This is a genomic window from Modestobacter sp. VKM Ac-2983, from assembly GCF_026967885.1.
Lineage (GTDB): Bacteria > Actinomycetota > Actinomycetes > Mycobacteriales > Geodermatophilaceae > Modestobacter.
In genome coordinates this window covers 218,134-242,457 of sequence record NZ_JAPVBK010000001.1, presented here as the reverse complement: position 1 = coordinate 242,457, position 24,324 = coordinate 218,134, and the positions used below count along the sequence as shown (strand labels likewise).

The window sequence follows — 24,324 nt, the reverse complement described above, 5'->3', positions numbered from 1 at the left end:
CAGAGCGGCGGACCAGTCGCCCGATGGGAGGAAGGTCACGGATCCGCCGCCCCACAGCCCCTCGCCCGGGTGATGCGGCCCATCGAGCCGGGTTCCCGTGATCACTCTGCGGTTACGGTCCGGGCCGGGAACACAGAGGAGGCTGCACATGAGCGACCGGGCACCGGGCGACGAGCCTCCCGCTGGCGGACCAGACCAGTCGGACTGCACGACCACCGAGGGGGTCGAGCCCGCCCCCCGGCGGGTGCGGCGCACGCTGATCAGCCTCGGCGTGCTCGGACTGGTGGCCGCCCTCGTCATCGGCGGCGGCCTGTGGTTGATCAGCAACCGGTACGGCAGCAACGTCGACCGGGTCGGCGACGTCTTCGCCGCGCTCGAGGACGACGCACGCCCCGCTGCCGCCTCACCGGTCGACCAGCCCGAGACCGCCGCCGACCCGGTCACCTTCCTGCTGGTGGGCTCCGACACCCGCGCCGAGATCGCCCCCGGTGAGCTGCCCGATGCCCGCTCCGACGCGATCATGCTGGCCCGTTTCACCGGCGACCGGGAACGTGTCCAGGTCGTCTCCATCCCCCGTGACTCCTGGGTGGACGTCCCCGGGCACGGCAGGAACAAGGTCAATGCCGCCTACGCCCTCGGCGGCCCCACGCTGCTCGTCCAGACGATCGAGCAACTGACCGGCGTCCGGATCGACCACTACGCGGCGATCGACTTCGCCGGGCTGATCCAGGTGACCGACGACCTCGGTGGCGTCGACGTCGAGGTCTCGGAGACGACGAGCAACGGGCCGTACACCTTCACCGCGGGGCTCAACCACCTGAACGGCGACCAGGCCCGCTGGTACGTCGGCCAGCGGTACGACCTCCCCGGCGGCGACTTCGACCGGGTGAAGCGGCAGCAGAACTACCTGCGGGCGATGTTCACCAAGCTGTTCAGCCAGGAGGTCTTCACCTCGCCGGGCAAGCTCGATGCGACGCTGCTGGCGGTCACGGACGCGGTCGCCGTCGACGACGCCCTCGGCAACGGCGACCTGCTGTCCCTGGCCTACTCGCTGCGCGACCTCACCCCGGCCGACGTCGCGTTCTTCACCGCGCCGGTGCTCGGCACCGGAACCGAGGGCGCGGCCAGCGTCGTCTACCTGGACCAGACCACCGGGGAGCGCATGTGGGGCTACCTGCGGACCGACTCGCTGGGGCAGAACGCCGAAGAGTTCACCGACGAAGCGCTGCAGGACGTCCCCCGCTGACGGACAGGGATCAGTACGCGCCGGAGCCCCGGAAGACGGCACCCACGGTCTTCCAGAGGATCATGAAGTCGAAGGCCAGTGACCAGTTCTCCACGTAGCGGACGTCGATGCGCACCGAGTCGTCCCAGGACAGGTCGGAGCGGCCGCTGACCTGCCAGAGACCGGTGATGCCCGGCTTGACGAGGAACCGCCGGTGCATGTCGAAGCCGTACCGCTCGACCTCGGTGGGGAGCGGCGGCCGGGGACCGACCAACGACATGTCGCCCCGCACCACGTTGATCAGCTGAGGCAGCTCGTCGAGGGAGTAGCGGCGCAGCACCGCGCCGATCCGGGTGACGCGCGGATCGCCCCTCATCTTGAACAGCACGCCGTTGCCGTCGCTGCTGCCCTCGAGCGTCTCGACCATCCGATCGGCACCGGCCACCATGCTCCGGAACTTCAACATCCCGAAGGTCTGGCCATCCCGGCCGACCCGCTCCTGCCGGTAGAAGACGCCACCGCGACTCGTCGCAGCGACCACCACGGCGATCATGGCCAGCAGCGGTGCCATGAGCAGGAGTCCGACCACTGCAGCGGAGCGGTCGAAGCTCTCCTTGGTGAGCCTGCGCACGCCGCGCAGCTCCGGTCGCTCCAGGTGCAGCAGCGGCAGACCGCAGACCGGCCGGATGCGCACCCTCGGGCCGGCGATCTCGGTCACCGCGGGCGCGAGCAGGAGCTCGGCACTGGTCTTCTCCAGGTCCCACCCGAGCCGACGCAGCGCTGGCCCGTCGAGTTCGGGAGACGGCAGCAAGGCGACGGTGTCGACCTCGTACTCGCGCACCACGTCCACGACCTCGTCGAGGGTGCCGAGCACCGGGATTCCATCGAAGACCACTTGCTCGGCACCGGCGGGGGCTGGCGGGAGACAGCAACCGATGACCCGGTAGCCGTGATAAGCCTCCCGGTCGATCTGCTCGTGCAGCGCCACCACACCACTGCGATGCCCGACGATGAGAGCCGTCTGGAGGAGGTCGCCCTGTGCGCGGCGCCGGTGCAGCCAGGTCCGCTGGGCGTAGCGCTGCAGGAGCGTCAGCAGAGCGGCGAGCGGCAGGGCGACGACCACGAAGCCACGCGCGATCTCGAGTCGGAAGGCCCAGCTGAACGTCCCCACCCCGGCCAGCAGCAGGACGGCGGCGAAGAAGACCCGCCGGAACTCCTCGGGACCGACCCAGAGGAAACGCTGCTCGTAAGCCCGCCCGACCAGCATCGCCCCGATCCAGACCAGCGGGAGGAGGGCGACCATCCAGCGCGAGGCCTGCTGGGCCGGGAAGCCGCTGACGCCGGGGCCGAACCGGACGAGGTAGCCGACCAGAGCGGCCGCCAACGCACAGACGACGTCCCCGATCACCACCCGCCGGACGTACGCGGGCTTCCAGGCACGACGGGCTGCCGTGCCCTCACCGCGGAGTCGGGCGATCGACCATGCCCTGCGACGATCGGCGTTCGGACGGCCGTCGGTGGCGGCGCGCTGGCCGCTTTCGAGCAGGGTCATGCTCCGATTCCCCCCCGTTGGGACAACGCGTGCAGCAGGTCGGTTCTCGACGTGGGGTCGAGTGGCCCGGAGACGGCGTCGTGCAACGGGTAGGGAGAACCTAAGGGGGTCCTCCTCCTCCCGGGAGAGTTGAGCGGGACTTAGCACGCTCCACGCAACGAACTCGGAGTGGGCATTGCTGTCCGCGAGGGGCACACCACAAAGCGTTCCGAATGCCGCGCAGGATCGCGATCCACCCAGGTCGGCGGGGCATGGGCTCCGGCTCGGTCCCGGTCAGCTGCCCGACCTGGGCCAGGTCAGCGGCGAGCGGCCCGGACGGCGTGATCTGGGACTCGGTCCCCGTGATGCCCCACGATGATGTGTCAGCATGGCCGGGTGCGCCTCCGGACAGCAGTCTCCACCAGCGGTCTGGCCGTCCTCCTGCTGATCAGCGGCTGTACCTCCAGCGGGGACGACGGGAACCAGGACGACACCGCCGGCAGCACGGCCGCACCCGGGCAGAGCGGCGGCCCCGCGGACGAGGGCACCACCCCCTCCGACGGCTCCGCGCCGGTCCTCCTGGCCCTCGGGGACTCCATCTCCGTCGGGTTCGGCGCCTGCGGTGAGGCGACAGCCTGCCCCGAGGCCTCCTGGGTGACCGGCGAGGATCCTGCGGTTGACAGCATCCGGGCCCGTCTCGCCGAGGCATGGGGCGTCACCGACGTGCCGACCTCGAACTTCGCCCGCCCCGGGGCCATGGCAGCCGACCTCGCCGGCCAGGCCCAGCGCATCGTGCCGACCGACGGGGAGGGCCTGGTCACCGTCCTCGTCGGCTCCAACGACGTCTGCACGGGGAGCGTGGCCGCCATGACGTCTCCGGAGGAGTTCCGGGCCGCCATCGACCAGGTCCTGCAGACGGTCGGCGAACGCGCTCCCGGCGCCGTGACGGTGCTGGCGTCGGTGCCCGGTGTCGCGTCCATCTACGCCAGCTTCCGGGGCGATTCCCAGGCCCGGGACGCGTGGGCCGCCACGCGCGTGTGCCGGAGTCTGACCGGCAGCGCGTCCGGGTCACCAGAGGCGGACGGCGAGCGGGTGGCCGCGGTCCAGGAGCGCGTCGACCAGCTCAACGAACAGCTGGCGGCGGCCTGCGCCGCCGTCGACAACTGCGTCTACGACGCCGGTGCGGTGCACGACTGGCTGCCGGAGCCGGACGACCTCTCGGACGTCGACGCCTTCCACCCGTCCACCACCGGCCAGGCAGAGCTGGCCGAGGCCGTCTGGGACGCCGCCGCGGGAACCCAGCAGATGGACGCGCTCGCCCCCTGAGAGGGAGTGCCCGGTCACCGGGGCCGCACCGGCGGGGTGCGGACGGAGGTGACCGACCTCAGCCGGCCGACTCCGGCCCGGCGGCCCGGCGCACGCTCTCGTCGCGGTACCAGGTGTCCCGCGCGCCGGTGAAGAACCGCCCGGCGACGCGGACCAGCGAGTTCAGGACGATGAACGAGGCCACCCGGTGCCAGGACCGCGGATCCGCGAGCAGCCCGAGTGCCGGCCGCAGCCCCCGGGGCGCCTCGTCCGGCGACACGTTCCCGGCCGTCGTCATGAGGTCGACGTTGCCGCGACGCACCCGCACCGCGCGACGTACGTAGGCCGAGACGCTGAGCGGCAGGTGGATGTCGAACTCCTCGGGCACACCGATGCGCTCGGACTCCCGGAAGCTGCGGCGGACGTACTCGTCGTCGGCGACGATGTCCGGGAACGGGCTGATCCGCCGGTGCCCCTCGGCGGAGACGGCGTACAGGCCCGAGCCCACGTACGCCCGGTTCAGCACCGGCAGACGGGTCCAGGCCTCGTAGTTCCAGCGGACGAGTCGGGGTGACCGGTCCCCTCGCGGCCGTGGCCGGGCGCCGGCAGCCAGTGCAGGACCGCGGCGGAGGGCCTCGGCCACGGCACGAGCGGTGGCGGTGCTGACCTCGACGTCGGCATCGATGTACAGGCGCGGGAAGCCCCGCGCATGCTGATCGCCCAGGTTGAGCGCGTGGATCTTGCCACCGCGAGGCGTCTCCACCACCCGCACCGGACCACCGACGGCACGAGCGACGGCTGCGGTGTCGTCGGAACAGCCGTTGGCCACCACGACCACATCGAACTCGCCGTCTCGCGCATCCGCGAGCAACCTGCGGAGTCCGCGGCCGATCAGAGCCGCCTCGTCGTGCGCGGGGACCACCACGCTGATCATCCGACCACTCCCGTCACAGCCGTCACGCCCGTCGCACCGCACGTGACGGAAAGGGACCGTCGAACTACAGTCCGCTCACGGGGCGTCATCCACGAATTCCCTGTTCGACACGTCCCCGTCACCGTCGTCCGCCATCGTCGGCGCCTGGACGCGAACACGTACTGATCATGACACGGTCGCCCGTCCGGGCTCGCGTCACCGCACCCGCCGACCCGGTGGTCCCAGGAGGATCCGAATGACACTGCACCGCGCCGCACGCACCACGGTGATGGTGGTCGCCATGGCGGTCCTCGTCCTGGGCGCGGTGTACTCGTTGCTGCCCTCAGCCACGCCGGCACCCTCGGCGGCCCCCTCTCCCGACGGCGCCGAGATCACCACCGTGTCCGAGGCCGTCGGCCTCCAGGAGCCGACCGGTCAGGAACGGACCGTGAGCCCGATCGGCTCCGGCGCCGAGTGCTCCGCCGCCGCGCCGTGCTCGGCGGCATCCGGTCTGCTCCAGGCCGATCCGGGCGACGTCGTGACGCTCGCCGCGGGCAGCTACCCCGAGCTGACGATCGAGGCCACCGCCACGGCCGCCTCCCAGGAGGACCCGGTGATCGTGCGACCCGCCGCCGGCCAGACCGTCGACGTCGCCGGGCTCCAGGTCAAGGCCCCGGGCGTGCGGATCGAGGGGCTGCGCGTGACGGACACCCTGTACGTCCACCCCACGGCCACCGGGGCGACCCTGCGTGACCTGCACGTCGACGGCGCGGGCGTGTTCCTGCGCGCGAACGGCTCCCGCCTGCTGGACTCCGTCATCGAGAACGGCAGCAGCATCGACGGCGTCCAGATCAAGGACGGCAGCGACATCCTCGTCCAGGGCAACACCATCCGGTCCTTCGACCAGCTCGGCGGCCCGCTGCACGCCGACTGCATCCAGCTGTTCGACGCACGGGACGTCGTGATCCGGCAGAACACGATCCACGACTGCGACAACGCCAGCTTCATCTTCTCCGGCGGCCGCGGCCAGGGGATCGACAACGTGCTGATCGAGTCGAACTTCGTCATGGGCTGCCGTGTGCAGAGTGAGGCCTGCCGCTACGGCACGGCCATCGACCTCCGCCTGGAGATCGCCCGGAACGTGACCGTTCGCAACAACACCTTCGCCACCGGCAGCGTCCGCATCGGCGCGATCCCCGGTCTGGTCAACGACCGGAACTACTTCGGGTTCCTGTCCGCCTGTGACACCCCGATGACGAACTCGATCGTCGGCACGTGGAACTTGGGCCTCTGCGCCGCACCTGACGCGTTGGGCCGGGACGGCAACCGGCAGGGCGTCCCCGCCTTCGTCGACCAGCCCACCGTCGACCTGCACGTGCCCGAGACGCAGCGCCCGACGACGAGCGTGACGCCGGTCCCGGTCACCTACCCGGCAGGCCTGGGCACCGCCCTCGACTTCGACGGGCAGCCGTTCTCCGCGAGCACCGTGGGAGCCGACGAGCCGGGCACCGCCCCCGCCACCGGGCAGCCGTCGCCGATCGCGCCCCCGCCGGCCTCCCCGGATACCCCCTCGGACACCCCTCTGCTCCCGCCGACCGACGCCCCGTCAACCGACGCCCCGTCAACCGACGCCCCGTCAACCGACGCCCCGTCAACCGACGCCCCGTCGACCGACGCCCCGCTGACCATCGAGGTCGACGCCGAGACGAGGCCGCGCACCGACACCGTCGTGCTGACGGCGACCATCGGCGGCGGCACCGCGACGGCGGTGACGTTCAGCGTCCCGGGGGCCTCGTACCGGATCAGCTCCCCGGGTGCGACCCTCGACGGCGGGCGGACCTGGACGCTCGAGGTCAACACCCGCCGGATCCCCGACGGCAGCTACCCCGTGCTGGCCGAGGCTGCTCCGGCCGTCGGCGAGCCGGTGCGGAGCACGCCGACCCTCGTCAGCGTGGGCGGCTGAGCGCACGCCAGGCCGACCAGGGAGGCCGGCGCCAGGCCTGCGTCCCGATGACGCACGACTGGCGACCGGCCCCCTGCACGTAGGGTGGGGCGGATCGCGGGTCTCCTCCGCACCAGCCAGCACAACGCCTCCGGGGAGGCCTCGGGTGTCCGACGAAACAGCGCTGCCACGGGAACGCACGGGGCGTTTCCCGCGCAGGCACTTCCTGTGGGGAGCTGCCGGGCTGGTGCTGGCCGCCTGCGAAGCCGGCAGTCCGAGCGAGGCGAGCCGCTCCCCCCGCCCCACCCCTCCCCCGCCGGAGACGACCCCGCCGGTGCCCGCACGCCCGGCGGACGGCTCTCCGCAGCCGGCGCGGGTGGCCTCCTACGGGCCCAACGGCACCCACTGGCCCGACGACACCCCGTGGTACCACGCCAAGGACATCCCGAACGTCGTCGAGGTGGACTGCACCTGGGCGGCGATCGCGTCCGCCATCGACTCCTTCAGCCCCGAGCAGGTAGAGCAGGGCGCCGCGGTGCAGATCCGTCCCGGGACGCTCCGGGGCCGGGAGTCCAGCGACGATCGCGCACCGGTCATGACGCGCGCCGGGAGCGACCGGTGGGCCCGTCGGGTGCTCGTCCGGCCGCGCGACGGGTTCGGGACGGTCGACATGGCCGGGAACGTCCGGATCCAGGAGGTCCAGGGAGTGTGCCTGGCCGGCCTGACCGGTGGGGACTTTATGATGACCGGCTGCACCAACAGTGCGCTGGCGTGGACCAGGCTCGCCTCGTACCGGGTGGTCGGGCTCGGCGGCACCGACCCCGACACCGATGCCCCCACCGGGCAGCCCACGACGCGCTGCGACTCCTACGAGGTCGTCGTCCCGGAGCCCAGCGTCGGCGACCTCGACCCGGCCGGTACGGGCTCGGGCTACCCGGGGCCGGCCGGCCCGGCGGACGGCAACGGCTGGATCCACGACTGCCTGGTCGTCGGCTGCTACACCGCACCGCAGTACCTGCCCGTCGACGAGTACGACGCGGACGGCGAACAGACTGCCGGCTACGGGCACAACGACTCGTGGCAGCTCTACGGCGCCTCCCTCTACTGGGCCATGACCTTCGAGGACTGCGCCTTCTGGGGCTCGAACAACGCGGCACTGCAGATCGGGGGCTTCGCCGGGAGCGACGAGGAGAGCGAGATCCGGGCCACCGAGGAGCTCATCAACGACTACTACGGGACGACCGGTCCCATCACGCACTTCCTGAGCCTCACGCACACCTTGCTCCTCGACGCGGAGACCACCGCCGCCGTCCGCTATCCCCGACCGCCGGGTACCAGCCCGTTCACCTCGACGGCAGCCATCAACGGTGGCGGGGCGGCGCGACGGCTGCACGCCCGCGAGGACAACCTGATCGTGGGCGGCATCTACAGCTCGGCGATCTGGGGGAGCGTGGACCCGACCACCCGCATCCACCCGTCGACGCGGTCCACGATCATGTCGGGCGGCGGGAGCTGGAACGTCGATCCGGCACTCGGGCGGTACACCGCGCAGGAGTGGGACGCACTGTGCCCCCCTCCGACCGACGAGTACCTCAGGACCATCTGGACCTGAGCGGCCCCTGCGGGACCGGTCGGCGGTCGACCGGCCCCCGTGTGCTCGATCCCCCCGTGCTCGCCGACGCGCCGGTCACAACGGCTCGGACACGGGCGCCGCCGGGGTGGGCTCCGAGGACCGTGCAGGCGCCCCTCCCCGGACCTCGGCGAGGAAACGCCGGTCGGCCAGCAGGATGATGACGGCGTACGTCACCGCGCCCACGGTGACCTGCAGGGCCAGCGTCGGCAGGGCGCCCAGCGGATCGACGAGCACCGCGGTGAGCAGGACCAGCCCCGCCATCGTGGCCGTCGCGCCGGCCGGGACCGCCAGGGCGCGGAACAGCTGCCCGATGCGCAGACCCGCCATCCGGAGTGCGGGGAACAGGATCACCCAGATGACGATCCAGTCCTTGATGAGGATGGCGGCCGCGACACCGACGATGCCGAACGGCAACCCGCATGCGATCGCCACGATCGCCAGCACGCTGCTGACCAGGCCGAGCTTGAAGTGCAGGCCCGTGCGGCCGACCGACTCGAAGAGGGGGCCGGTGTTCGAGCCGATCAGCTGAGCGGGTCCGCCGAGGGAGAGCAGGACGAGGACGGGGACCATCGGCATCCACCGAGAGCCGAACAGGGTCTCCACCAACGCCGGGGCGCACGCCGCCAGCCCGACCGACATGGGGGCACCGACCAGCCAGGACAGCTTCAGGCTGGTCAGCCACACCCGGCCCAGCTGGGCCTGGTCCTTCTGCACCCGGCTCAGTCCGGAGGTCAGGACCGTCGACAGGATCGCGTTCATCTGGATGATCGGGATCATCATCAGGTTGAAGGCCCGGCCGTAGAACCCCAGCGGAGCGGCTCCCAGGACCTTGCCGACGAGGAGGTTGTCCGCGTTGCGGGTCCAGTAGTTGACGAACATGAATCCGAGCAGGCCGCGGGAGTACGACCAGAGCTGGCGCAGGCTCTCCCGGTCCGGTCCGTGCGCAGGCCGCCACCGGACGAACCACCAGAGCTGGGCGGTCGCCACCCCCGTGGCCACGACCGGTCCCAGGATGAGCGCCGCGGGCCCGAGGCCGGCGAAGGCGCCCCCGACGGAGACCGCGACGGTGACCACGGTCTTGAGGAGCGCGTTCAATCCCAGCCGGCGGAAGTCGAACCGACGGCGCAGCAGGCCCATCTGGACGGTCGTCAAGGCCAGCAGCAGTGAGGGGCTGGCCAGGTAGATCAGGTTCTCCAGCTCCGGCATGTCGAAGAAGCCGGCCACCGGAGCGGCCACCAGGCAGGCGATGACCGCCAGGACGACGTTCAGCCCGACGTTGAGCCAGAAGGCGGTGGCGAGGATCCGCTCGTTGATCGTCTCTCGTTGGACGATCGCCGTCGAGAGGCCGAAGTCGGCGAACACCGTGACGAACCCGGCGAGGGTGGTCACCACCGCAGCCAGGCCGAAGTCCTCCGGCAGCAGCAGTCGGGCCAGGACGACGGAGGCCGCCAGCTGCAGCACCTGCATCGAGACCCGGCTCAGCGCCGTCCAGACCGCGCCGCTGCGCATGGCCCGACCCACCGATGGAGGTCGATCGGAGGATGCCGGGCCACCGGTGCCCGCCCCGTCCGGTTCGGGCACGTCCTCCACAGACACCGCGTGGCCCGGTTGGTCGGTGGCCACACGGGTGGAGGCCCTACGCCACCCTGGTCGCACGACTCCACCTCCTCCTCCGCCATGCCGGATCTGGTCGCGGCCCATCCGCAGCTCGCAGGTCGTCGTCGGCCCGTCGTCGCAGGGCCCGGTCGATGTCGGACGGCACGCTCAGTCCAGGCAGAAGTCGAGCATCTGCTCGTGCCGCGCCGTCCATGCGTTGGCTGCCACGAAGGACTGCCGCTGCTCCTCGTCCATCCGGCCGCGCGCGAGCGCCTCGGGGAGTCGGTCGGCGAAGCCGGCCACGTCCTCGGTGAGCAGGACGTGCGGGCTGATGTCCTGGACCGGACCCAGCGCCGGCGTGAGCACCGGGCACCCCGCCGCGAGGTACTCGTAGAGCTTCAGCGGGGACATCGCCTCGGTGAGCCGCGTCCGGCGGTGGGCGATCAGGCAGACATCGGCGTTGCGGAGCACGGAGACGATGCCCGCCCGGTCCACCAGACCGGTCACGTGCACCCGCGGCGACCGCACCAGCGGCTCGAGCAGCGCCGGGTCGGGAACGTGCCCGATCAGGAAGAGCTGCAGCTCCGGGTGCGCCTCCATCATCCGCTGGAGCCCCGCCACGTCGATCCGCGAGTCCAGGGTGCCGGCGTACACGGCGCGGGGCCCCGGGACGGCGGTGAACCAGTCGGGGGCAGCCGGCGTCGGCCCCTGCCACTCCCCCGCGTCGATCCCGTTCGGCACCACGAGGGACGGCCCGGAGGGGCTGATCCTCTCGATGATCTGCGGCGACACAGCCATGATCGACCGACCGTTCACGGCGATCTCGCGGTAGGCCGCGCGGTAGCCGGGCCACCAGCGGCGCCGGGCCGGCAGCTGGGACCAGTCGTCGCGCGCGTAGAAGACCACTCGCCGTGCCCACTCCGCCGGGGCGAAGGCGGCCACGAACGGGTTGGTGGTGATCAGCACCGGGTCGACGAGCCCCCGCGCCGCGGCCGCGCTCCCCAGGACCCGGTCGTAGTGCCGGTAGGTCGCCACCAGCCGCGGGACGTCCGTCGGGTCCTCACGGCGCAGCCGCAGCGGGGTCAGCAGCGTGTGCCGGTCGCTGGCCGGAAAAGGCGGCTCGCCGAACCGGAGCACCGTCCGGAGTGCCCGGACCGGCGCACTGCGCAACGGGTTGGTGACCAGCAGCCGGCGCACCCGCGGGTGCCCCATCATGGTGGTGACCAGTCGCTCCGGTGGTCGGCTCATGCCGCGGGCCACCGCGTCGCCCCAGGTGTCGAAGGCGAAAGTGAAGACGAAGTCCTCGGCCTCCCCGGCGACAGCCGTTCCGTCGTCCGCGTCCCGGTCGACCGTCACTGCCCGCTCCCCTGGTCGGCGGCCGGGCCGGCTGCCACGAGCCGGCGTGCGTCGGGGTACCCCCGCCGCCACAGCGCCCGTGTCTCCCAGACGCGCAGCCAGTCCCCTGCACCGCGCCCGGTCAGCCGGCCGATGGCGGCCCGCAGTGCCGCTCCAGCGGTGAGGAGGGCCAGCCCCAGGGCCTGAGCCGGCCGCCTCCAACGCCGGCGGATGAGCGTCGCCCGCCCGGCCATCACCAGCGGCATCTTGCTGCTCCCCGCCGAGGAGGCGCCCTTGGTGTGCCAGATCTCGGCCTCCGGGACCACCACCGGGCGCAACCCCTTCCGTCGTGCCGAGCGAGACAGGTCGGCGTCCTCCCCGTAGAGCCAGAACGTCTCGTCCATGCCGCCGAGCGCCTCCCACTCGGCACGCTGGACGAGCAACAGGCAACCGGTGATCACCGGGACCTCCCGCACGCTGTCCCGCTCCCAGCGACCGAGCGACTCCGGGTCGAACCACCGGTTGCGCGCCAGCAGCGTGGACAGCCCCGTGGCGAAACACGCGAGGCTCCACAACGACATCTCACCCCAGCAGGAGCTGGGGTCGTTCGTTCCGTCCGGTAGGACCACCCGCCCGCCGTACAGGCCGTGCTCCGGACGGTCCAGGGCGAAGGAGACCAGCGCCTCGAGCGCGCCGGGACGCAGGGTGGCATCGGGGTTCAGCAGGAGGACGAACTCGCCGTCGGCGGCCGCCGCACCGAGGTTCACCGCCCGGGCGAAGCCCAGGTTCCCCGGGGCGCGGACGAGCCGCACCTCGGGGTAGCGGCTCTCGACCAGCTCCGCCGACCCGTCGCTGGACGCGTTGTCCACGACGACCACCTGCGGGCGGACCATGGCGCTCGCGGAGGCGTCGATGCTGTCGAGGCAGGCCGGGAGGTCCGCCGCGCTCTCGTACGACACCACGACCACCGAAACGGTGACGACGCGGCCGGGCGCCCGGGCAGCGGCGGTCACGCCGCGTCCGGGGTGCGGGAGACCGAGGCGTCGCGGGTGCCGACCACCCGGGCCGGGGACCCCACGGCGATGCTGTTGGCCGGGACGTCCCGGGTGACCACCGAACCAGCCCCGACGACCGCGCCCTCGCCGATGCGCACGCCCGGCAGAACCATGACCCGGGCGCCCAACCAGGCCCCGGCGCCCACCTCGACGTCCGCCTCGTCCCGCGGCTGGTCCATCACCGGCACCCCGGGCCGCATCTGGTAGTTCGCCACCGTGATGAAGACCTCCGGCCCCAGCAGCGCCTTCTCACCCAGCGAGATCGTCGCGCGCTCCCCGGCCCACAGCAGGCAGCGCTCCCCGATGTGCGATCCGGCGCCGACGGTGATGTTGGCGCCGTTGCGGAAGGAGACGTTGGGCGCGAGCGCGACGTCGGGACCGAAGGTCACCGCCCGGCGCTGCGAGACGTGGCTGTAGCCGTAGTAGTGCAGCAGCCGCGCGACATGCACGACGATGCCGACATCGCGCGCCGAGGACAGCAATCGCGACCATCTGGGGTTCACCGGGGCGGACCTCCGGTCGTGGTGGGGACGCGGCCGGACAGGACGTCGGCGACCGCATCGGCGAAGGCCTCGGCCACCCCGGGGTCGCGGACGGCGACGGAGACCACGACGGTGCGGCGCCGCACGAAGCCGATGACGGCGAAGTCCTCGTCCTCACCGGGCGAGGGCATCAGGGCCCACTGCTCGACCCGGGCCGAGCCGAGGTGCTGCTCGTCCCGCGGGCCCAGCATGGTCGTCGCGTGCACCCGGACGGCGCTGTCGCCCGCACCCGCGGGCGCTTCGTCGCGCAGTTGTGCCCGGACACCGCTGACGGCTTCGGACAGGCCCCGTGCGACGTCGACCCGTACGGGGACCACGCGGACCCGGTTGGCCGCCAGGTCCTCCCCGCCCGCGCGCGCCGACATGGGGACCAGCACCCAGGGCGCGCCACCGGAGGCATCGGCCTGCCCGACGGTGACCAGCGCGTGCGCCGTCGCCGCGGCGATCAGCTCGTTGACGTTCCCGCCGTTCTCCCGGGCCAGGCGCGAGACCGTGCTGAGCGGCAGCTCCCGCCAGCGGAAGGCCAGCGCGGCGGACACCGGCCCGGTGGGCGGACGACGTCGGTCGAGCAGCTGGGCCAGGGCCCAGCGCTGACGGCCGAGGACGCGGCGGACCCGGGCACCCAGGGGTCGCGCCGACCACGAACGGGCGGCGGCCCGCCAGGTCGGCTGGTCGGCCCACCAGCGGCGGAGCAGCTCGACCGCGACGCCGACGGCGCCGAGGGGCCGGCCGGACGGGAGCGACACCGGCGGGGCCTGTAGCGACCCGGGGACGGCCGTCATGGAGCCGGACAGCATTTGGAGCGACAGCATGCCGTCGGCCCAGGCATGGTGCGCCTGGAAGACGATCCCGACGGGGCCGGCGGGGTCGTCCACGACGGTCCAGAGCCAGGGCGCGACGCGCAGGTCCACCGGTGTCAGGTGACACTCGGCCACCACGTCCGCCAGGTCGGCGACCGCGCACGGCCTCGGCCACAGCCGAACCGCCGACTCGAGGCCCCGCCCGGCCGAGGACACCCACGCCGGCGGCGTCAGCCCCAGCAGGGAGGGAGCCAGGCGGGTGGACCGGTAGGGGGCGCCGCCGCCCCACCACACCAGGTGCCGGCGGAGGGCGGGGAAGTCCAGCCGCCCCTGCGCGTCACGCAGCCCGGCCCCGTCGAGGACGTAGACGCAGCTGGTCATGTGCTGGGGTCGGCCCGGCAGCGTGCGGAGGAACCGCTCCTCGACCGGGCCCAACGGCTGGACGACGTTCTCCTGCTGCATCGTGGTCACGCCGCGCCCGACCGTGCGGCGCCGGGCTCGGCGAACGTCTCGTCGGCGAGCGGGAGCGCCATCCCGGTCCGGAAGCCGGCGGCCAGGCCGGTGGCGTGCGCCAGCGCGACGCGGCGACCACCACGCCGCGAGGACCCCAGCAGCAGCCGACGGGCCACCCTGCGGCCCTGCACGATCGCCATGTCCGCCCCCGCCGACCGGTCGACCCGGATCATCTTGGCCAGGGAGGCGCCAGCGCCCCTGGCGTAGCCGTGCATCAGCCGGACATAGTCGGCGTCGTCGCGGGTGTGGGCGTGGTGGATCTCGCTGCGCGGCTCGAACGCGCCGTGCCAGCCCGCGCGCAGCAACCGGCAGAACATGTCCAGGTCCTCCGCACCGGCCAGCTCGGTCCCGGCACCGAGGAAGTCGTCGAACCCACCCAGCTCCAGCACGGCGGAACGGCGGAACGCCATGTTGGCCCCGTGGCCCAGGTCCAGGCCGTCGACGGTGCGGCGGGCCTGGCGCGGGGAGACCACGGGAGCGCTCCCCGCGGGTGCGTCGGCGTCGAGCATCCGTCCGGTCACGACACCGACCCGCGGGTCCCGGAACCGTTCGGCCAACGCGTCCACCCACCTGTCGCGGACGATGCAGTCGTCGTCGGTGAAGGCGATGAGCTCGCTGGTCGCCGCGGCGATCCCGGCGTTGCGGGCAACGGACAGTCCCGGCCGGTCGACCCGCACCGCACGGAAGCCCGCCTCGGCGGCGACCTCCATCGTCCGCGGCGTCTCGGAGGCCGAGTCGACGACGAGGACGTCGACACCCGCCGCGCACTCCTTGATGGAGGCGAGCAGGCGGGCGAGCATCTCCGGTCGGTTGCGCGTGCAGACGACCGCGGTCAGCGACGGCAGGTTCTCCGGCGCGGCCGGGCTCACGCTCCCACCCGCGGGCCGGCGCCCCGGGTCGTCCCGACAGGGGCCGTCGATCGCGGGCCTGCGGTTCCGCCCACTGACATCCCAACTCCTCCCCGTCGCCACCCAGCGCACCCGATGCCCGCGGCATCCGACACCCGCGCCACGGCGGCAGACGGATTCTGTCTGAGTCGATCTGACATGACCATCCCCGCCAGCCGGTGAGAAGTGCCATAACACCGATCGGGTGACGAGCACTAGGGACCAGGTCGGTCGCCCACCTACGATGTTCCGGGCCGGGAGCGGTTCGGAGCTGGCGGCGCAACCCCACAGACGGAGAGATCACATCATGGACCTGACCCTCGTCGGCCGGGCGGTGCGGGAGAACCGTGCGCTGGTCGCCCTCGGAGTCCTCCTCGCCGTCGTCGCGGGGCTCTTCGCCGGTTACTCCGTGACCTCGTCCGGGCTGGAGCCGCGGACGCCCCCCGTCTACGAGGGCAGGTCGACGATCCTGCTGTCGAACCCGAGCCTGTCGGTGTACGCCGCTCAGCTCGGCGGCACGACGGACGCCGACCCGGCCGCAGCCCCCGAGGACGCCGACCTCACCGCGCTGGCGATGGTCTACGCCTGGATCGTGACCGGGGACGAGATCCGCGACCGCACCGAGGAGGCCGTCGGGGAGTTCGGCCCCGACGAGTCGCTGACCGCGCTCCTGCGGACCACGCAGCCGGCGGGCGACGAGCGCTTCGGGTCCAACGCTGACCTGCCGATCTTCGACATCGTCAGCACCGCCACGTCGGAGGAGCGCGCCGAGGAGATGGCGGCAGCCGCGACAGACGAGTTCCTGGCCTACGTCGACGCCCAGCAGGACGCCGCCGAGATCCCCGAGGACCGGCGGGTCGACGTCTCGGTGCTGCGCACCGCCTCCGCGACGCTCGTGGACGGCGGATCCTCCCTCGTCTCGGCGGTCCTGGTGGGTGCCGTCGTCCTCTTCGTGGTGCTGCTGCTGGTCGTCTACCGCACGAACGCCCGCATGGTGCGGTCGCGCCGGGCCACCCGCGGCGGTGCGGACGGCTCGGCCGCCCGCGGGGCGCACCGGAGCGACGCCGAGGTCCCGGCGACCGACCAGGGCGCCTGGGCCGAGGACGACCACCGGGCGCTGGCGCGGAGCACCTCGGAGTGACCACCGCGCTGCGCTCGGAGCGACTCCGGGCCGGCCTGCTCGGCGCGTTCATCCTCGCCGGCATCCTCGCGCTGGCGGTGACCGCGCCGCCTCAGGTGACCGCGGCCGGGATCCTGGTCATCGCCCTCGGGGTGGTGTTCCGTCGTTGGCTGACCGGCCCGCGCGGCCTCCTGGCGGTCCTCGTGCTGACCGTCATGTGGATCCCCGCCGGCCGGTTCGCCCTCGTCGGGTCCTCGGCTGCCCTCCCCTGGCGACTGGTGGTCCTGGGGATGCTCGTGTTGCTCTTCCTCTCCCTGGCCCTGGACCGCAGTGCCCGGTGGCGGCCTTCCCCGTTCCTCGTCCCGGTGCTGGCGTTCCCGACCGTGGGCCTGCTGTCGGTGCTGGCCAACCTGCACGCCCTCGGAGAGCTGGGCCAGGTGGGCGCCGCCGTGCTCACCACGGTGCAGGCCTTCCTGACCGTCGGCATCTTCGTCGTCGCCCGCCAGCTGTGCACGTCCTCCTGGATCGCGGACTGGCTGTGCCGGTTGCTGGTGCTCGCGGCTCTGGTCGTCGCCCTGAGCGTCGCCGTGGAGGCCGTGACGGGCACGAACGTCTTCCTCCTGCTGGACCGGGTCCTCCCGTTGCAGTTGCTGGCAGATGCGCCGGTGGTCACCCGTGCCGGCACGACCCGGGCGCTGGGCTCGGCCAACCACCCCATCGCCCTGTCGGTCGTACTCGCGATGCTGCTGCCGGTCGCCGTCTTCCTGTCCCGGTACAGCCCCTGGCCACGGTCCCCGGAGGCCCGCCGGGTCCTGTACTTGGGCACCGCTGTGGCGCTGGTGCTCGCCGGCCTCCTCACCGGGTCCCGGACGCTGGTGGTGATGCTGGTCGTGATGGCCGCCCTGGTGTTCTTCACGCACTGGACGCTCTTCGTCCGGCTCCTGCTGGGTGCCGCGCCCTTCGGGCTGGTCGCGGTGCTCCTGATCCCCGGCGTCGTCCTGGGCCTGGTCCGCTCGTTCCTGGACCCGCAGGAGCTCATCGCGTCCCAGTACTCCTCGCCCGGTTGGCGAGGCAGTGGCCGACTGGCCGACCTGGGGCCGAGCCTCGTCGAGGCCCAGGATGCCCTGGTCCTCGGCACGGGAGTCGGCAGCCGCATCATCGACGGTCCGGACACCAACGCGCTCATCCTGGACAACCAGTACCTGTCGACGCTGCTGGAGAGCGGGCTCGTGGGCCTGCTCGCCATGGCCGTGATGCTGGTCCTGCCTGCGGTCGTCATGGTCCGGCACACGCGCGATGCCCGGCTGCCGTCCGCCGAGCGACACCTGGCCCTCGCCCTCGCGTGCGCCTTCGGCGGCTACGCGGCATCCGCCTTCTTCTTCGATGCGTTCGCGTTCCAGCAGACGTTCATGCTGTTCCTGCTCCTCCTGGCGGTGGGCAGTTGGCTGGTGACCAGCGCCCGCGCCCGGAGGACACCGGCCGCCGCGGACGCTGGGCAGCCGGAGGAGATCGTCGGGAGCGAGCCTGGCCTGTGAGCCACCCGGGCTCGCAGGGGCGAACGCCCGGGGCGCCCGACGACCGCCTCGACGTGGTCTGGTACGTGCAGGACTAGCGCGTCCCGTGGGTCGGTGACGTCTCTTCTCCGGCTGCACGAGTCGAGACAGGCGCCGGGATGAAGTCGGCCACCCGCCCGTCGGGTCCGACCACCAACGGACGCACCGCCAGCGCCAGGAGCGGCCCGTCCACGACCGTGTCGTCGGTGATCGCGGAGTCCAGCGGTCCGGACAGGGAGGCGCGGAGTCGGGCTGCCTTGTTCTCGTGCACGTTCTCCACGTAGCGGCCCGATGCGTCGTAGTCACTGCCCTGGACCTCGGTGAAACCGGCGAGCTCGCCGAGCACGTCGGCATAGACCGCGGGCGCCGCCGTCACCAGCAACGTCGGCCCTCCCCACCCGTCAACGAGGTCGACGACGGCGTCGTGGGGCGCGCTCTGCAGGAGATCGGCCGCCCAGGAACGCAGCGCCGACGGCTCGATCCGCTGCCCAGCGTCGTGCACGGCGGCCTTGAACCGCAGGTGCGAACCGCGGAACACCTTGCGGCGTCCGATCGCCCACCCCAGCCGCACCAGCGCCGACAGGTCACGCTGCTGGGCGAGCCGCCGGAGCGCGAAGCTGACGAAGCGCGGGAACGTGTTGACCCGGCAGTACGTCCCGTCCAGGTCACACGCGAGGACCGCCCCGCACAGCTCTCGACTGACCGCCAGCGGGGGGCGCTCAGGCAGCATCGAAGCTCCACGGCAGCCGCAGGAGCGTCCGGTCCAGCAGACAGTGGTCCGGCCGTACTGGCGGGCGGCGCCACGTCGAGGCGAGGACCGCCGTGCGCACCTCCGCGGCGGGCTGGGCCATCTCGACCGCCCGGGTGACCACGGACAGCGTGAGACCGGAGTCGACGGTGTCGTCCACGACCAGGATCCGGCGGGACGTGGCCGCCCGGGCATGCAGGTCCGAACTCGCCAAGAGGCTCTCCGCGCCTGGTTGCACCACCAGCGGACGTCGCCCGAGCGCCAGTTCGCGCCCCTCGACCTCGAGCCACCGCAGCGCATCGGCGAGCGGGCGCGGCAGCCGACTGGTGACCGCCCCCATGCCCAGCCTGTCCTTCGCCTTGGTGGCCGGGCGCTGCCACCGCACGGTCGCGTAGGCGGGGTTCCCCAGATGCGGCAGCATGGCTTCGGCGACGCGCGCACCACCGGTCTCGACCCCGACGACGAGATCGGCGTCGAACGCCCGGGTATCGTCAGCGAGGTCGCGGCACAGGACGTCGAAGTCCTCGCCGTATACGTCTCGACGCTCCGGCCGCTTGAACACGGCGCGACATTAGCAAGCAGAGAGGGTCTCCGAGAGAGTGACCGGTCGCGCGCAGGATCATCGGGTCCACCTCATCGCGAGCCTGGGTGGCCACCTCGAACTGCTGCACGGGTTGCTGCCGGCGCTCTCCGACCGCGAACGCGTCTGGATCACCAGCGAGGGCGCCCGCGCAGAGAGCATGCGCGCCTCCGGCGAGAGGGTGCACGCCCTCCCCCGGCTCGACCGCAGCAGCCTGCGGCTCTCCGCCATCGTGGCCGGCGCCGTCCTGGCGCTGCGCGAGCGCCCCCACCTGGTCATCACCTCGGGGGCGGGTCTGGCCGTCCCGTTCGCAGTCGTCGCCCGCCTGCTGGGTGCCCAACTCGTCTTCATCGAGACGATGGCACGCGTGACCGGCGGCAGCCACACCGGCCGCTTCCTGCGCCGCTGCGGAGCCAGGGTCATCGTGCAGTGGCCCGATCTGCTGAGGGTCTATCCCGATGCCACGGTCTGCCGGCCCATGCTCCTCGAGGACGTCGCCGCCCTCGGCGAGCGGCCGGGCACGGGGACGTTCGTCACCGTCGGTTCGCACGACGTCCCGTTCCACCGCCTGCTCGACGCCGTCGACGACGCGGCGGAGGACGGTGTCCTCCCGGCCCCCCTCGTCGTCCAGACGGGAGTGTCCGCCCGGTCTCGCCGGCACGGTGAGTTCCACCAGTTCTTGTCGCCCGACGAATTCCGGGCGGCCGTGGAGAAGTCGGGGACGGTGGTCACTCACGGCGGCGCCGGCGCAATCGCCACGGCGCTCAGGAACGGCAGGATGCCGCTGGTCATGGCACGCACTGCCGATCGCGGGGAACACGTCGACGACCATCAAGAGCAGTTGGTGTCGCGTTTGGACGAGCTCGGCGCGGTGGTGCAGATCTCCGATCGGATCACCGCCGACATGGTTGCGCGGGCCCACGCGGGAGGGAATCTCGACCAGGGGCCGGCCAGCAACCTGCCCAGCGTCGCCGATGCCCTGGCCCACCTGATCTCGGGCGGCACCCGCAGTGCCCGCCGACCGTGGTCCCGGCTGCGCCGACGGCGGGCTGCCGGCGGCTGATCGGCCGACGGCCACGGGCCATCACCGTCGCGCCACAGCGCTCACAGGTCGGTGCGTCGGCGCAGTGCCTGCAGGAGCAGCCCCGCACGCTGCTCTCCGACGGTGCGGTACTCGAACTGCGCTGCCCGTCTCCGGGCCTCCTCCCCCATCCGCCGACGCCCGTCCGGATCGGCGGCGAGGGCACGCAGCGCCGCCGCGAGCGCGGCAGGGTCAGCCGGGGGGACGACCAGGCCCGACACCCCGTCCTCCACGAGCCGGGCCGCCCCCATCGGGGTCGCGATGATCGGCAACCCGAAGGCAGCCGCCTCGTAGGTCACCTGTGGCCCGCCTTCCTCCAACGAGGGGAAGACGAAGACGTCGCACGACCGATACAGCGCCGCCACATCGTCGACGAATCCCAGGTAGCGGACCGAGCCGGTGCCCACGGCCTCCGCGAGCCGTTCCTCGAGGGCCGGCTCGAGGGCGCCGGCGAGCAGCAGTTCTCCCGCCAGCCCGGCCGAACGCCACGCCTCCAGCAGCTCGGGGACGCCCTTGCGCACGTTCACCAAGCCGACGAACAGCACGCGCACACCCGCGCTGTCCGGCCGCCCGGGGCGGCTGGCGCGGGGCGGCTCCGCGACGTCGGTCCGGAACCAGCTCGGTGACCAGCCGAAGCTGGTGGGGAGGATCCGCGCCGGAGGGACGCCGATCCTTGCCAGCGCGGTCTCCACCTCGGGGTTGGCCGCGAACACGTGGTCGTAGCAGCGCAGCTCGTCGGTCTCCGCCTCCGCCCGAGCCGGTCCGATCCCGTGCGCCGGTGGCACGCCCAGGCGCCGGTAGGCCTCGTCGAGGGTCTCGCGGGCCGTCGCACACGGACTGTTGATCATCTCTCGCACGGTCAGGAACCCTCGCCGCCCCACCTCCCGGACGACTCGCGCCGACGGCGTCGGCCAGAAGTAGACGACGGTCGTCGCAGGGTCCAGGCCGCGGAGGACTGCGTGCAGCCGATGCTCCATGAACCAGGACAAGCCGGTGACCATGCGCCAAGGCAGCATCCGCAGCGGTGCAGGAAGGGCCTGGACGACGAGCACCTCCGCGTCGATGGCCGCCCGTGCCCGCGCGAGGACCAGGATCACCCGGACGTCGCCGCGTCCGAGATGCTGGCAGATCTGGACGCAGCTCTCCGCGAATCCGCGCCCGGTGTAGGACGCCGGCAGGACGACGACGACCGTCGCGGCGCCGTCCGCCGACCGGCCAGCACTTCTCTGCCCCCCGGTGCGGAAACGCAGCGCACGGATCGCCGCAGCAGCCCTCACGCCCCGCCTCCTCGCAGCACCTGCCACGGTTCCGCCGGCGCCCGGCCTCAGTTCTGCACGGTCAGGTCGATCGGAGCGGCCGTCCCGGTGTTGCCGGCGGCGTCGTAGGCCCGCGCCACGACCGGGTAGGTACCGTTCCGAGTCCGGGTGGTGTCGTACACGAACTCCCACGCGTCGCCCACCTGGGTCGCGCTGCCCAGCAGCGAGGACCCCGAGTAGAAGCGCACCGCGGTCACCCCCACCGCGTCCGAGGCGCTGGCCCGCAGCACCACCGAACCGGAGACGACCGACCCGCTCGTCGGCGCCACCACCTGCACCGCGGGCGCCGTCGTGTCCGTCGATCCCGGTGGCGCGGTCGAGGACTGCTGCAGCGTGATGGTGACCGACGAGCTGCTTCCCACGTTCCCCGCCGCGTCATAGGCCCGCGCCACGACCGGGTAGTTCCCGTCCGGGGTGCCGGTCGTGTCGTACACGAACTCCCACGCGTCGCCCACCTGGGTCGCGCTGCCCAGCAGCGAGGACCCCGAGTAGAAGCGCACCGCGGTCACCCCCACCGCGTCCGAGGCGCTGGCCCGCAGCACCACCGAACCGGAGACGACCGACCCGCTCGTCGGCGCCACCACCTGCACCGCGGGCGCCGTCGTGTCCGTCGATCCCGGTGGCGCGGTCGAGGACTGCTGCAGCGTGATGGTGACCGACGAGCTGCTTCCCACGTTCCCCGCCGCGTCACGGGCCCTCGCCACGACCGGGTAGTTCCCGTCCGGGGTGCCGGTCGTGTCGTACACGAACTCCCAGACGCCGCCGTCCACTGGTGACGCCGTGCCGAGCAGCGTGGTGCCCGAGTAGAAGTCCACGGCCGTCACCCCGACGTCGTCGGAAGCACTCGCCCGGAAGGTGGCCAAGCCAGACACGACTGCGCCGTCCGCCGGCGCGAGGAGCTGGACCGCCGGCGCTGTCGTGTCCCCCGTGCCGATCGGCGGCGGCGGAGGCGCGTCGCCGTCGAAGCGCGTGGTCAGCATGTAGCCCCAGTACTGTTGGCCGGTGCGCGAGGTCGGGTCACCGACGTAGCCGTGGGTGTCGCTGACGGCAGCGGCGGAGGCGATCAGCGTCTCGATCACCTGGGCCGGGCTCTGCCCAGCGCACGCCCGTCCCGCCTGCATGCAGTCGAGCACCACCCCGGAGGCGATGGCGGCCGACATGCTGGAACCTGACGCGATGTAGCCGTACCTGTTGCCCTTCTTGGTGGTGTACGGGCACTCGCCCGGCGCCGCCACCGTGTGGGCGGCGTCCGCCGCCGTGACGGCGTAGTTGGTCTTCACCGCCGGGGTGTCGTCGGCGTTGCTGGTCGCACAAGGCGGCGTCCCGGCCAGCCCGCCCGGGCGGCCGTCGTAGTCGGCCACGTTCGTCACGGCCAGCACCTCGTCGTAGCTGGCCGGGACCTGCGTCGCCAGGTCAGCGGCCTGGTTGCCTGCGGCGGCCACCGGGACCACCCCGGCGTCCACAACGGCGCAGATGGCCTGGTGCAGCACGTCGCCCGCGGCGACGCCACAGTCGCCGCTGTCGGTGCCCGGGGTGCCGAGGCTGAGGTTCACCACCCGGATGTCGAGGGCATCGGCATTGGCCGCCACCCAGTTGAGCCCGCAGGCGATGTCGGACAACGTGCCCTTCAGCTTGCTGTCGAGGACCTTGACCGCATACAAGGTGGCGCCGGGGGCCGACCCGACGAGGCCTCGGTCGTTGGAGATCGCGGCGGCCGCGCCAGCCACTCCGGTCCCGTGGCCGTTGTCGTCGGTGGTCGTGCCGGCACCGATGCAGTCAGCACCCCCGCCGATCGTGTAGTCGGGGTGCGCCTCGATGCCGGTGTCGATGATGGCGATGCCCCCGGCCGGCACCGGCGCCGTCGGCGATCCCGCCGAGACCGGCGGCTCGTCGGCGTCCACCCGCTGAACGGCCGGAGGCAGGACCTGGGCGTTGCCGGTGAAGGTCACGTTCGGCGAGATCGCCACGACCCGCGGGTCCGCCGCGAGGGCTTGCGCCTGGCGCGCCGTGAGCTGAGCGGTCAGGGAGTTGAGCGGCCCGGTGGTCGACTCCTCGACCCGGACCCCGTGCGCTCGCGCCAGCTCCGTCAGCTCGGGGCTGTCCACGACGACGACGTACTCACCTGCCTGCAGGGGGTCGCCCTCGCCTAGCACCGGCTGGGCAGCGGCCACCGGCGGTGCGACCAGAACGGCGGCGAGCAGCCCCAGAGCAAGTGCCGGCACGATGCCCCACCGGTGTCGGCGGGGCGTGGGCCGGCCGACCGGACCGCCCCTCCACGACGTGGCGGCCCCAGGATGGGTGGCGAGCATGTGCGTCCTCCGACTCTCAAGCCCCCACACAGCCGAAGTGCGCGAGAAGGCAGAGAACTGTGACACGCGATGCCACCCAGGTGAAAGCGTTCCCAGGGTCGAAGTGAGGCATGCCATGTCGTGGTCGTCGCACACCACCGTGGCACCGATTGCATCACGGAGTGTCGCAACTGAGAGTAACTGGTCGTGAAGGCAAAGTGCGGACGGTCAACGGCGTTCTACCGGATCTTGGCCACTCGAGTATCCAAGCCGGTCACGGACCGCTACCTTTCCCTTGCCGATGGACACCGCCGTTTCCGGCAAGGGGGTGAGCCACGCACCCCTCATCGGGTCGACTGCG

General features: G+C 72.5%; 19 protein-coding genes. 7 read left to right on the top strand and 12 right to left on the bottom strand.

What is annotated here, in order from left to right:
* Positions 1-148: 148 nt before the first annotated feature.
* Entirely contained in the window at positions 149-1,246 is a 1,098-nt protein-coding gene (locus O2W18_RS01085; RefSeq protein ID WP_269185739.1) for an LCP family protein, read from the top strand.
* A 10-nt stretch (positions 1,247-1,256) separates the two neighbouring features.
* Here O2W18_RS01085 and O2W18_RS01080 read toward each other — a convergent pair whose 3' ends face one another.
* Positions 1,257-2,777 (bottom strand): sugar transferase, encoded by a 1,521-nt coding sequence (locus tag O2W18_RS01080; RefSeq protein ID WP_269185738.1) that lies wholly within the window; start codon positions 2,775-2,777, stop codon positions 1,257-1,259.
* Between the two features lie 375 nt (positions 2,778-3,152).
* On the opposite strand from O2W18_RS01080, the gene O2W18_RS01075 reads away from it, so the two are divergent.
* The gene (locus tag O2W18_RS01075) at positions 3,153-4,082 is read left to right on the top strand and encodes an SGNH/GDSL hydrolase family protein (protein WP_269185737.1); all 930 of its coding nucleotides are present in this window, start codon (positions 3,153-3,155) and stop codon (positions 4,080-4,082) included.
* 58 nt (positions 4,083-4,140) lie between these two features.
* Here the strand turns inward: O2W18_RS01075 and O2W18_RS01070 are convergent, their stop codons facing one another.
* Entirely contained in the window at positions 4,141-4,995 is an 855-nt protein-coding gene (locus tag O2W18_RS01070) for a glycosyltransferase family 2 protein (protein ID WP_269185736.1), read from the bottom strand.
* A gap of 235 nt (positions 4,996-5,230) precedes the next feature.
* On the opposite strand from O2W18_RS01070, the gene O2W18_RS01065 reads away from it, so the two are divergent.
* Positions 5,231-6,937, top strand: a complete 1,707-nt coding sequence (locus O2W18_RS01065) for a right-handed parallel beta-helix repeat-containing protein (protein WP_269185735.1) — start codon at positions 5,231-5,233, stop codon at positions 6,935-6,937.
* A gap of 313 nt (positions 6,938-7,250) precedes the next feature.
* Complete coding sequence (locus O2W18_RS01060) at positions 7,251-8,528, top strand: hypothetical protein (RefSeq protein WP_269185734.1); 1,278 nt, start codon at positions 7,251-7,253, stop codon at positions 8,526-8,528.
* 75 nt (positions 8,529-8,603) lie between these two features.
* Here the strand turns inward: O2W18_RS01060 and O2W18_RS01055 are convergent, their stop codons facing one another.
* From O2W18_RS01055 to O2W18_RS01030, 6 genes are all read right to left on the bottom strand, one after another.
* Complete coding sequence (locus O2W18_RS01055; RefSeq protein WP_269185733.1) at positions 8,604-10,058, bottom strand: lipopolysaccharide biosynthesis protein; 1,455 nt, start codon at positions 10,056-10,058, stop codon at positions 8,604-8,606.
* A gap of 255 nt (positions 10,059-10,313) precedes the next feature.
* Positions 10,314-11,501 carry a glycosyltransferase gene (locus O2W18_RS01050; protein WP_269185732.1) on the bottom strand — a complete coding sequence of 396 codons (1,188 nt, stop codon included), beginning with the start codon at positions 11,499-11,501 and terminating at the stop codon, positions 10,314-10,316.
* Complete coding sequence (locus O2W18_RS01045) at positions 11,498-12,493, bottom strand: glycosyltransferase family 2 protein (protein WP_269185731.1); 996 nt, start codon at positions 12,491-12,493, stop codon at positions 11,498-11,500. The genes O2W18_RS01050 and O2W18_RS01045 overlap by 4 nt, the downstream gene beginning before the upstream one ends.
* Positions 12,490-12,984 (bottom strand): acyltransferase, encoded by a 495-nt coding sequence (locus O2W18_RS01040; protein WP_269185730.1) that lies wholly within the window; start codon positions 12,982-12,984, stop codon positions 12,490-12,492. The genes O2W18_RS01045 and O2W18_RS01040 overlap by 4 nt, the downstream gene beginning before the upstream one ends.
* A 50-nt stretch (positions 12,985-13,034) precedes the next feature.
* Positions 13,035-14,339 carry a wax ester/triacylglycerol synthase domain-containing protein gene (locus O2W18_RS01035; protein ID WP_269186726.1) on the bottom strand — a complete coding sequence of 435 codons (1,305 nt, stop codon included), beginning with the start codon at positions 14,337-14,339 and terminating at the stop codon, positions 13,035-13,037.
* A 5-nt stretch (positions 14,340-14,344) separates the two neighbouring features.
* Positions 14,345-15,259: a glycosyltransferase gene (locus O2W18_RS01030; protein WP_269185729.1), complete on the bottom strand. Its 915-nt coding sequence runs from the start codon at positions 15,257-15,259 to the stop codon at positions 14,345-14,347.
* A gap of 325 nt (positions 15,260-15,584) precedes the next feature.
* On the opposite strand from O2W18_RS01030, the gene O2W18_RS01025 reads away from it, so the two are divergent.
* Together O2W18_RS01025 and O2W18_RS01020 are read left to right on the top strand one after the other, a co-directional pair.
* Positions 15,585-16,418 (top strand): hypothetical protein, encoded by an 834-nt coding sequence (locus tag O2W18_RS01025; RefSeq protein WP_269185728.1) that lies wholly within the window; start codon positions 15,585-15,587, stop codon positions 16,416-16,418.
* The gene (locus O2W18_RS01020) at positions 16,415-17,932 is read left to right on the top strand and encodes an O-antigen ligase family protein (protein WP_269185727.1); all 1,518 of its coding nucleotides are present in this window, start codon (positions 16,415-16,417) and stop codon (positions 17,930-17,932) included. Before O2W18_RS01025 ends, O2W18_RS01020 begins: the two co-directional genes overlap by 4 nt.
* A 73-nt stretch (positions 17,933-18,005) precedes the next feature.
* On the opposite strand, the gene O2W18_RS01015 is transcribed toward O2W18_RS01020, so the two are convergent.
* Both O2W18_RS01015 and O2W18_RS01010 read right to left on the bottom strand, forming a co-directional pair.
* Complete coding sequence (locus tag O2W18_RS01015) at positions 18,006-18,680, bottom strand: haloacid dehalogenase-like hydrolase (protein ID WP_269185726.1); 675 nt, start codon at positions 18,678-18,680, stop codon at positions 18,006-18,008.
* The gene (locus tag O2W18_RS01010; RefSeq protein ID WP_269185725.1) at positions 18,670-19,260 is read right to left on the bottom strand and encodes a phosphoribosyltransferase family protein; all 591 of its coding nucleotides are present in this window, start codon (positions 19,258-19,260) and stop codon (positions 18,670-18,672) included. The genes O2W18_RS01015 and O2W18_RS01010 overlap by 11 nt, the downstream gene beginning before the upstream one ends.
* A 37-nt stretch (positions 19,261-19,297) precedes the next feature.
* On the opposite strand from O2W18_RS01010, the gene O2W18_RS01005 reads away from it, so the two are divergent.
* Positions 19,298-20,341: a glycosyltransferase gene (locus O2W18_RS01005; RefSeq protein ID WP_269185724.1), complete on the top strand. Its 1,044-nt coding sequence runs from the start codon at positions 19,298-19,300 to the stop codon at positions 20,339-20,341.
* 41 nt (positions 20,342-20,382) lie between these two features.
* On the opposite strand, the gene O2W18_RS01000 is transcribed toward O2W18_RS01005, so the two are convergent.
* Positions 20,383-21,636 carry a glycosyltransferase gene (locus O2W18_RS01000; RefSeq protein ID WP_269185723.1) on the bottom strand — a complete coding sequence of 418 codons (1,254 nt, stop codon included), beginning with the start codon at positions 21,634-21,636 and terminating at the stop codon, positions 20,383-20,385.
* Between the two features lie 47 nt (positions 21,637-21,683).
* Positions 21,684-23,897 (bottom strand): Ig-like domain-containing protein, encoded by a 2,214-nt coding sequence (locus O2W18_RS00995; protein ID WP_269185722.1) that lies wholly within the window; start codon positions 23,895-23,897, stop codon positions 21,684-21,686.
* Positions 23,898-24,324: the final 427 nt, after the last annotated feature.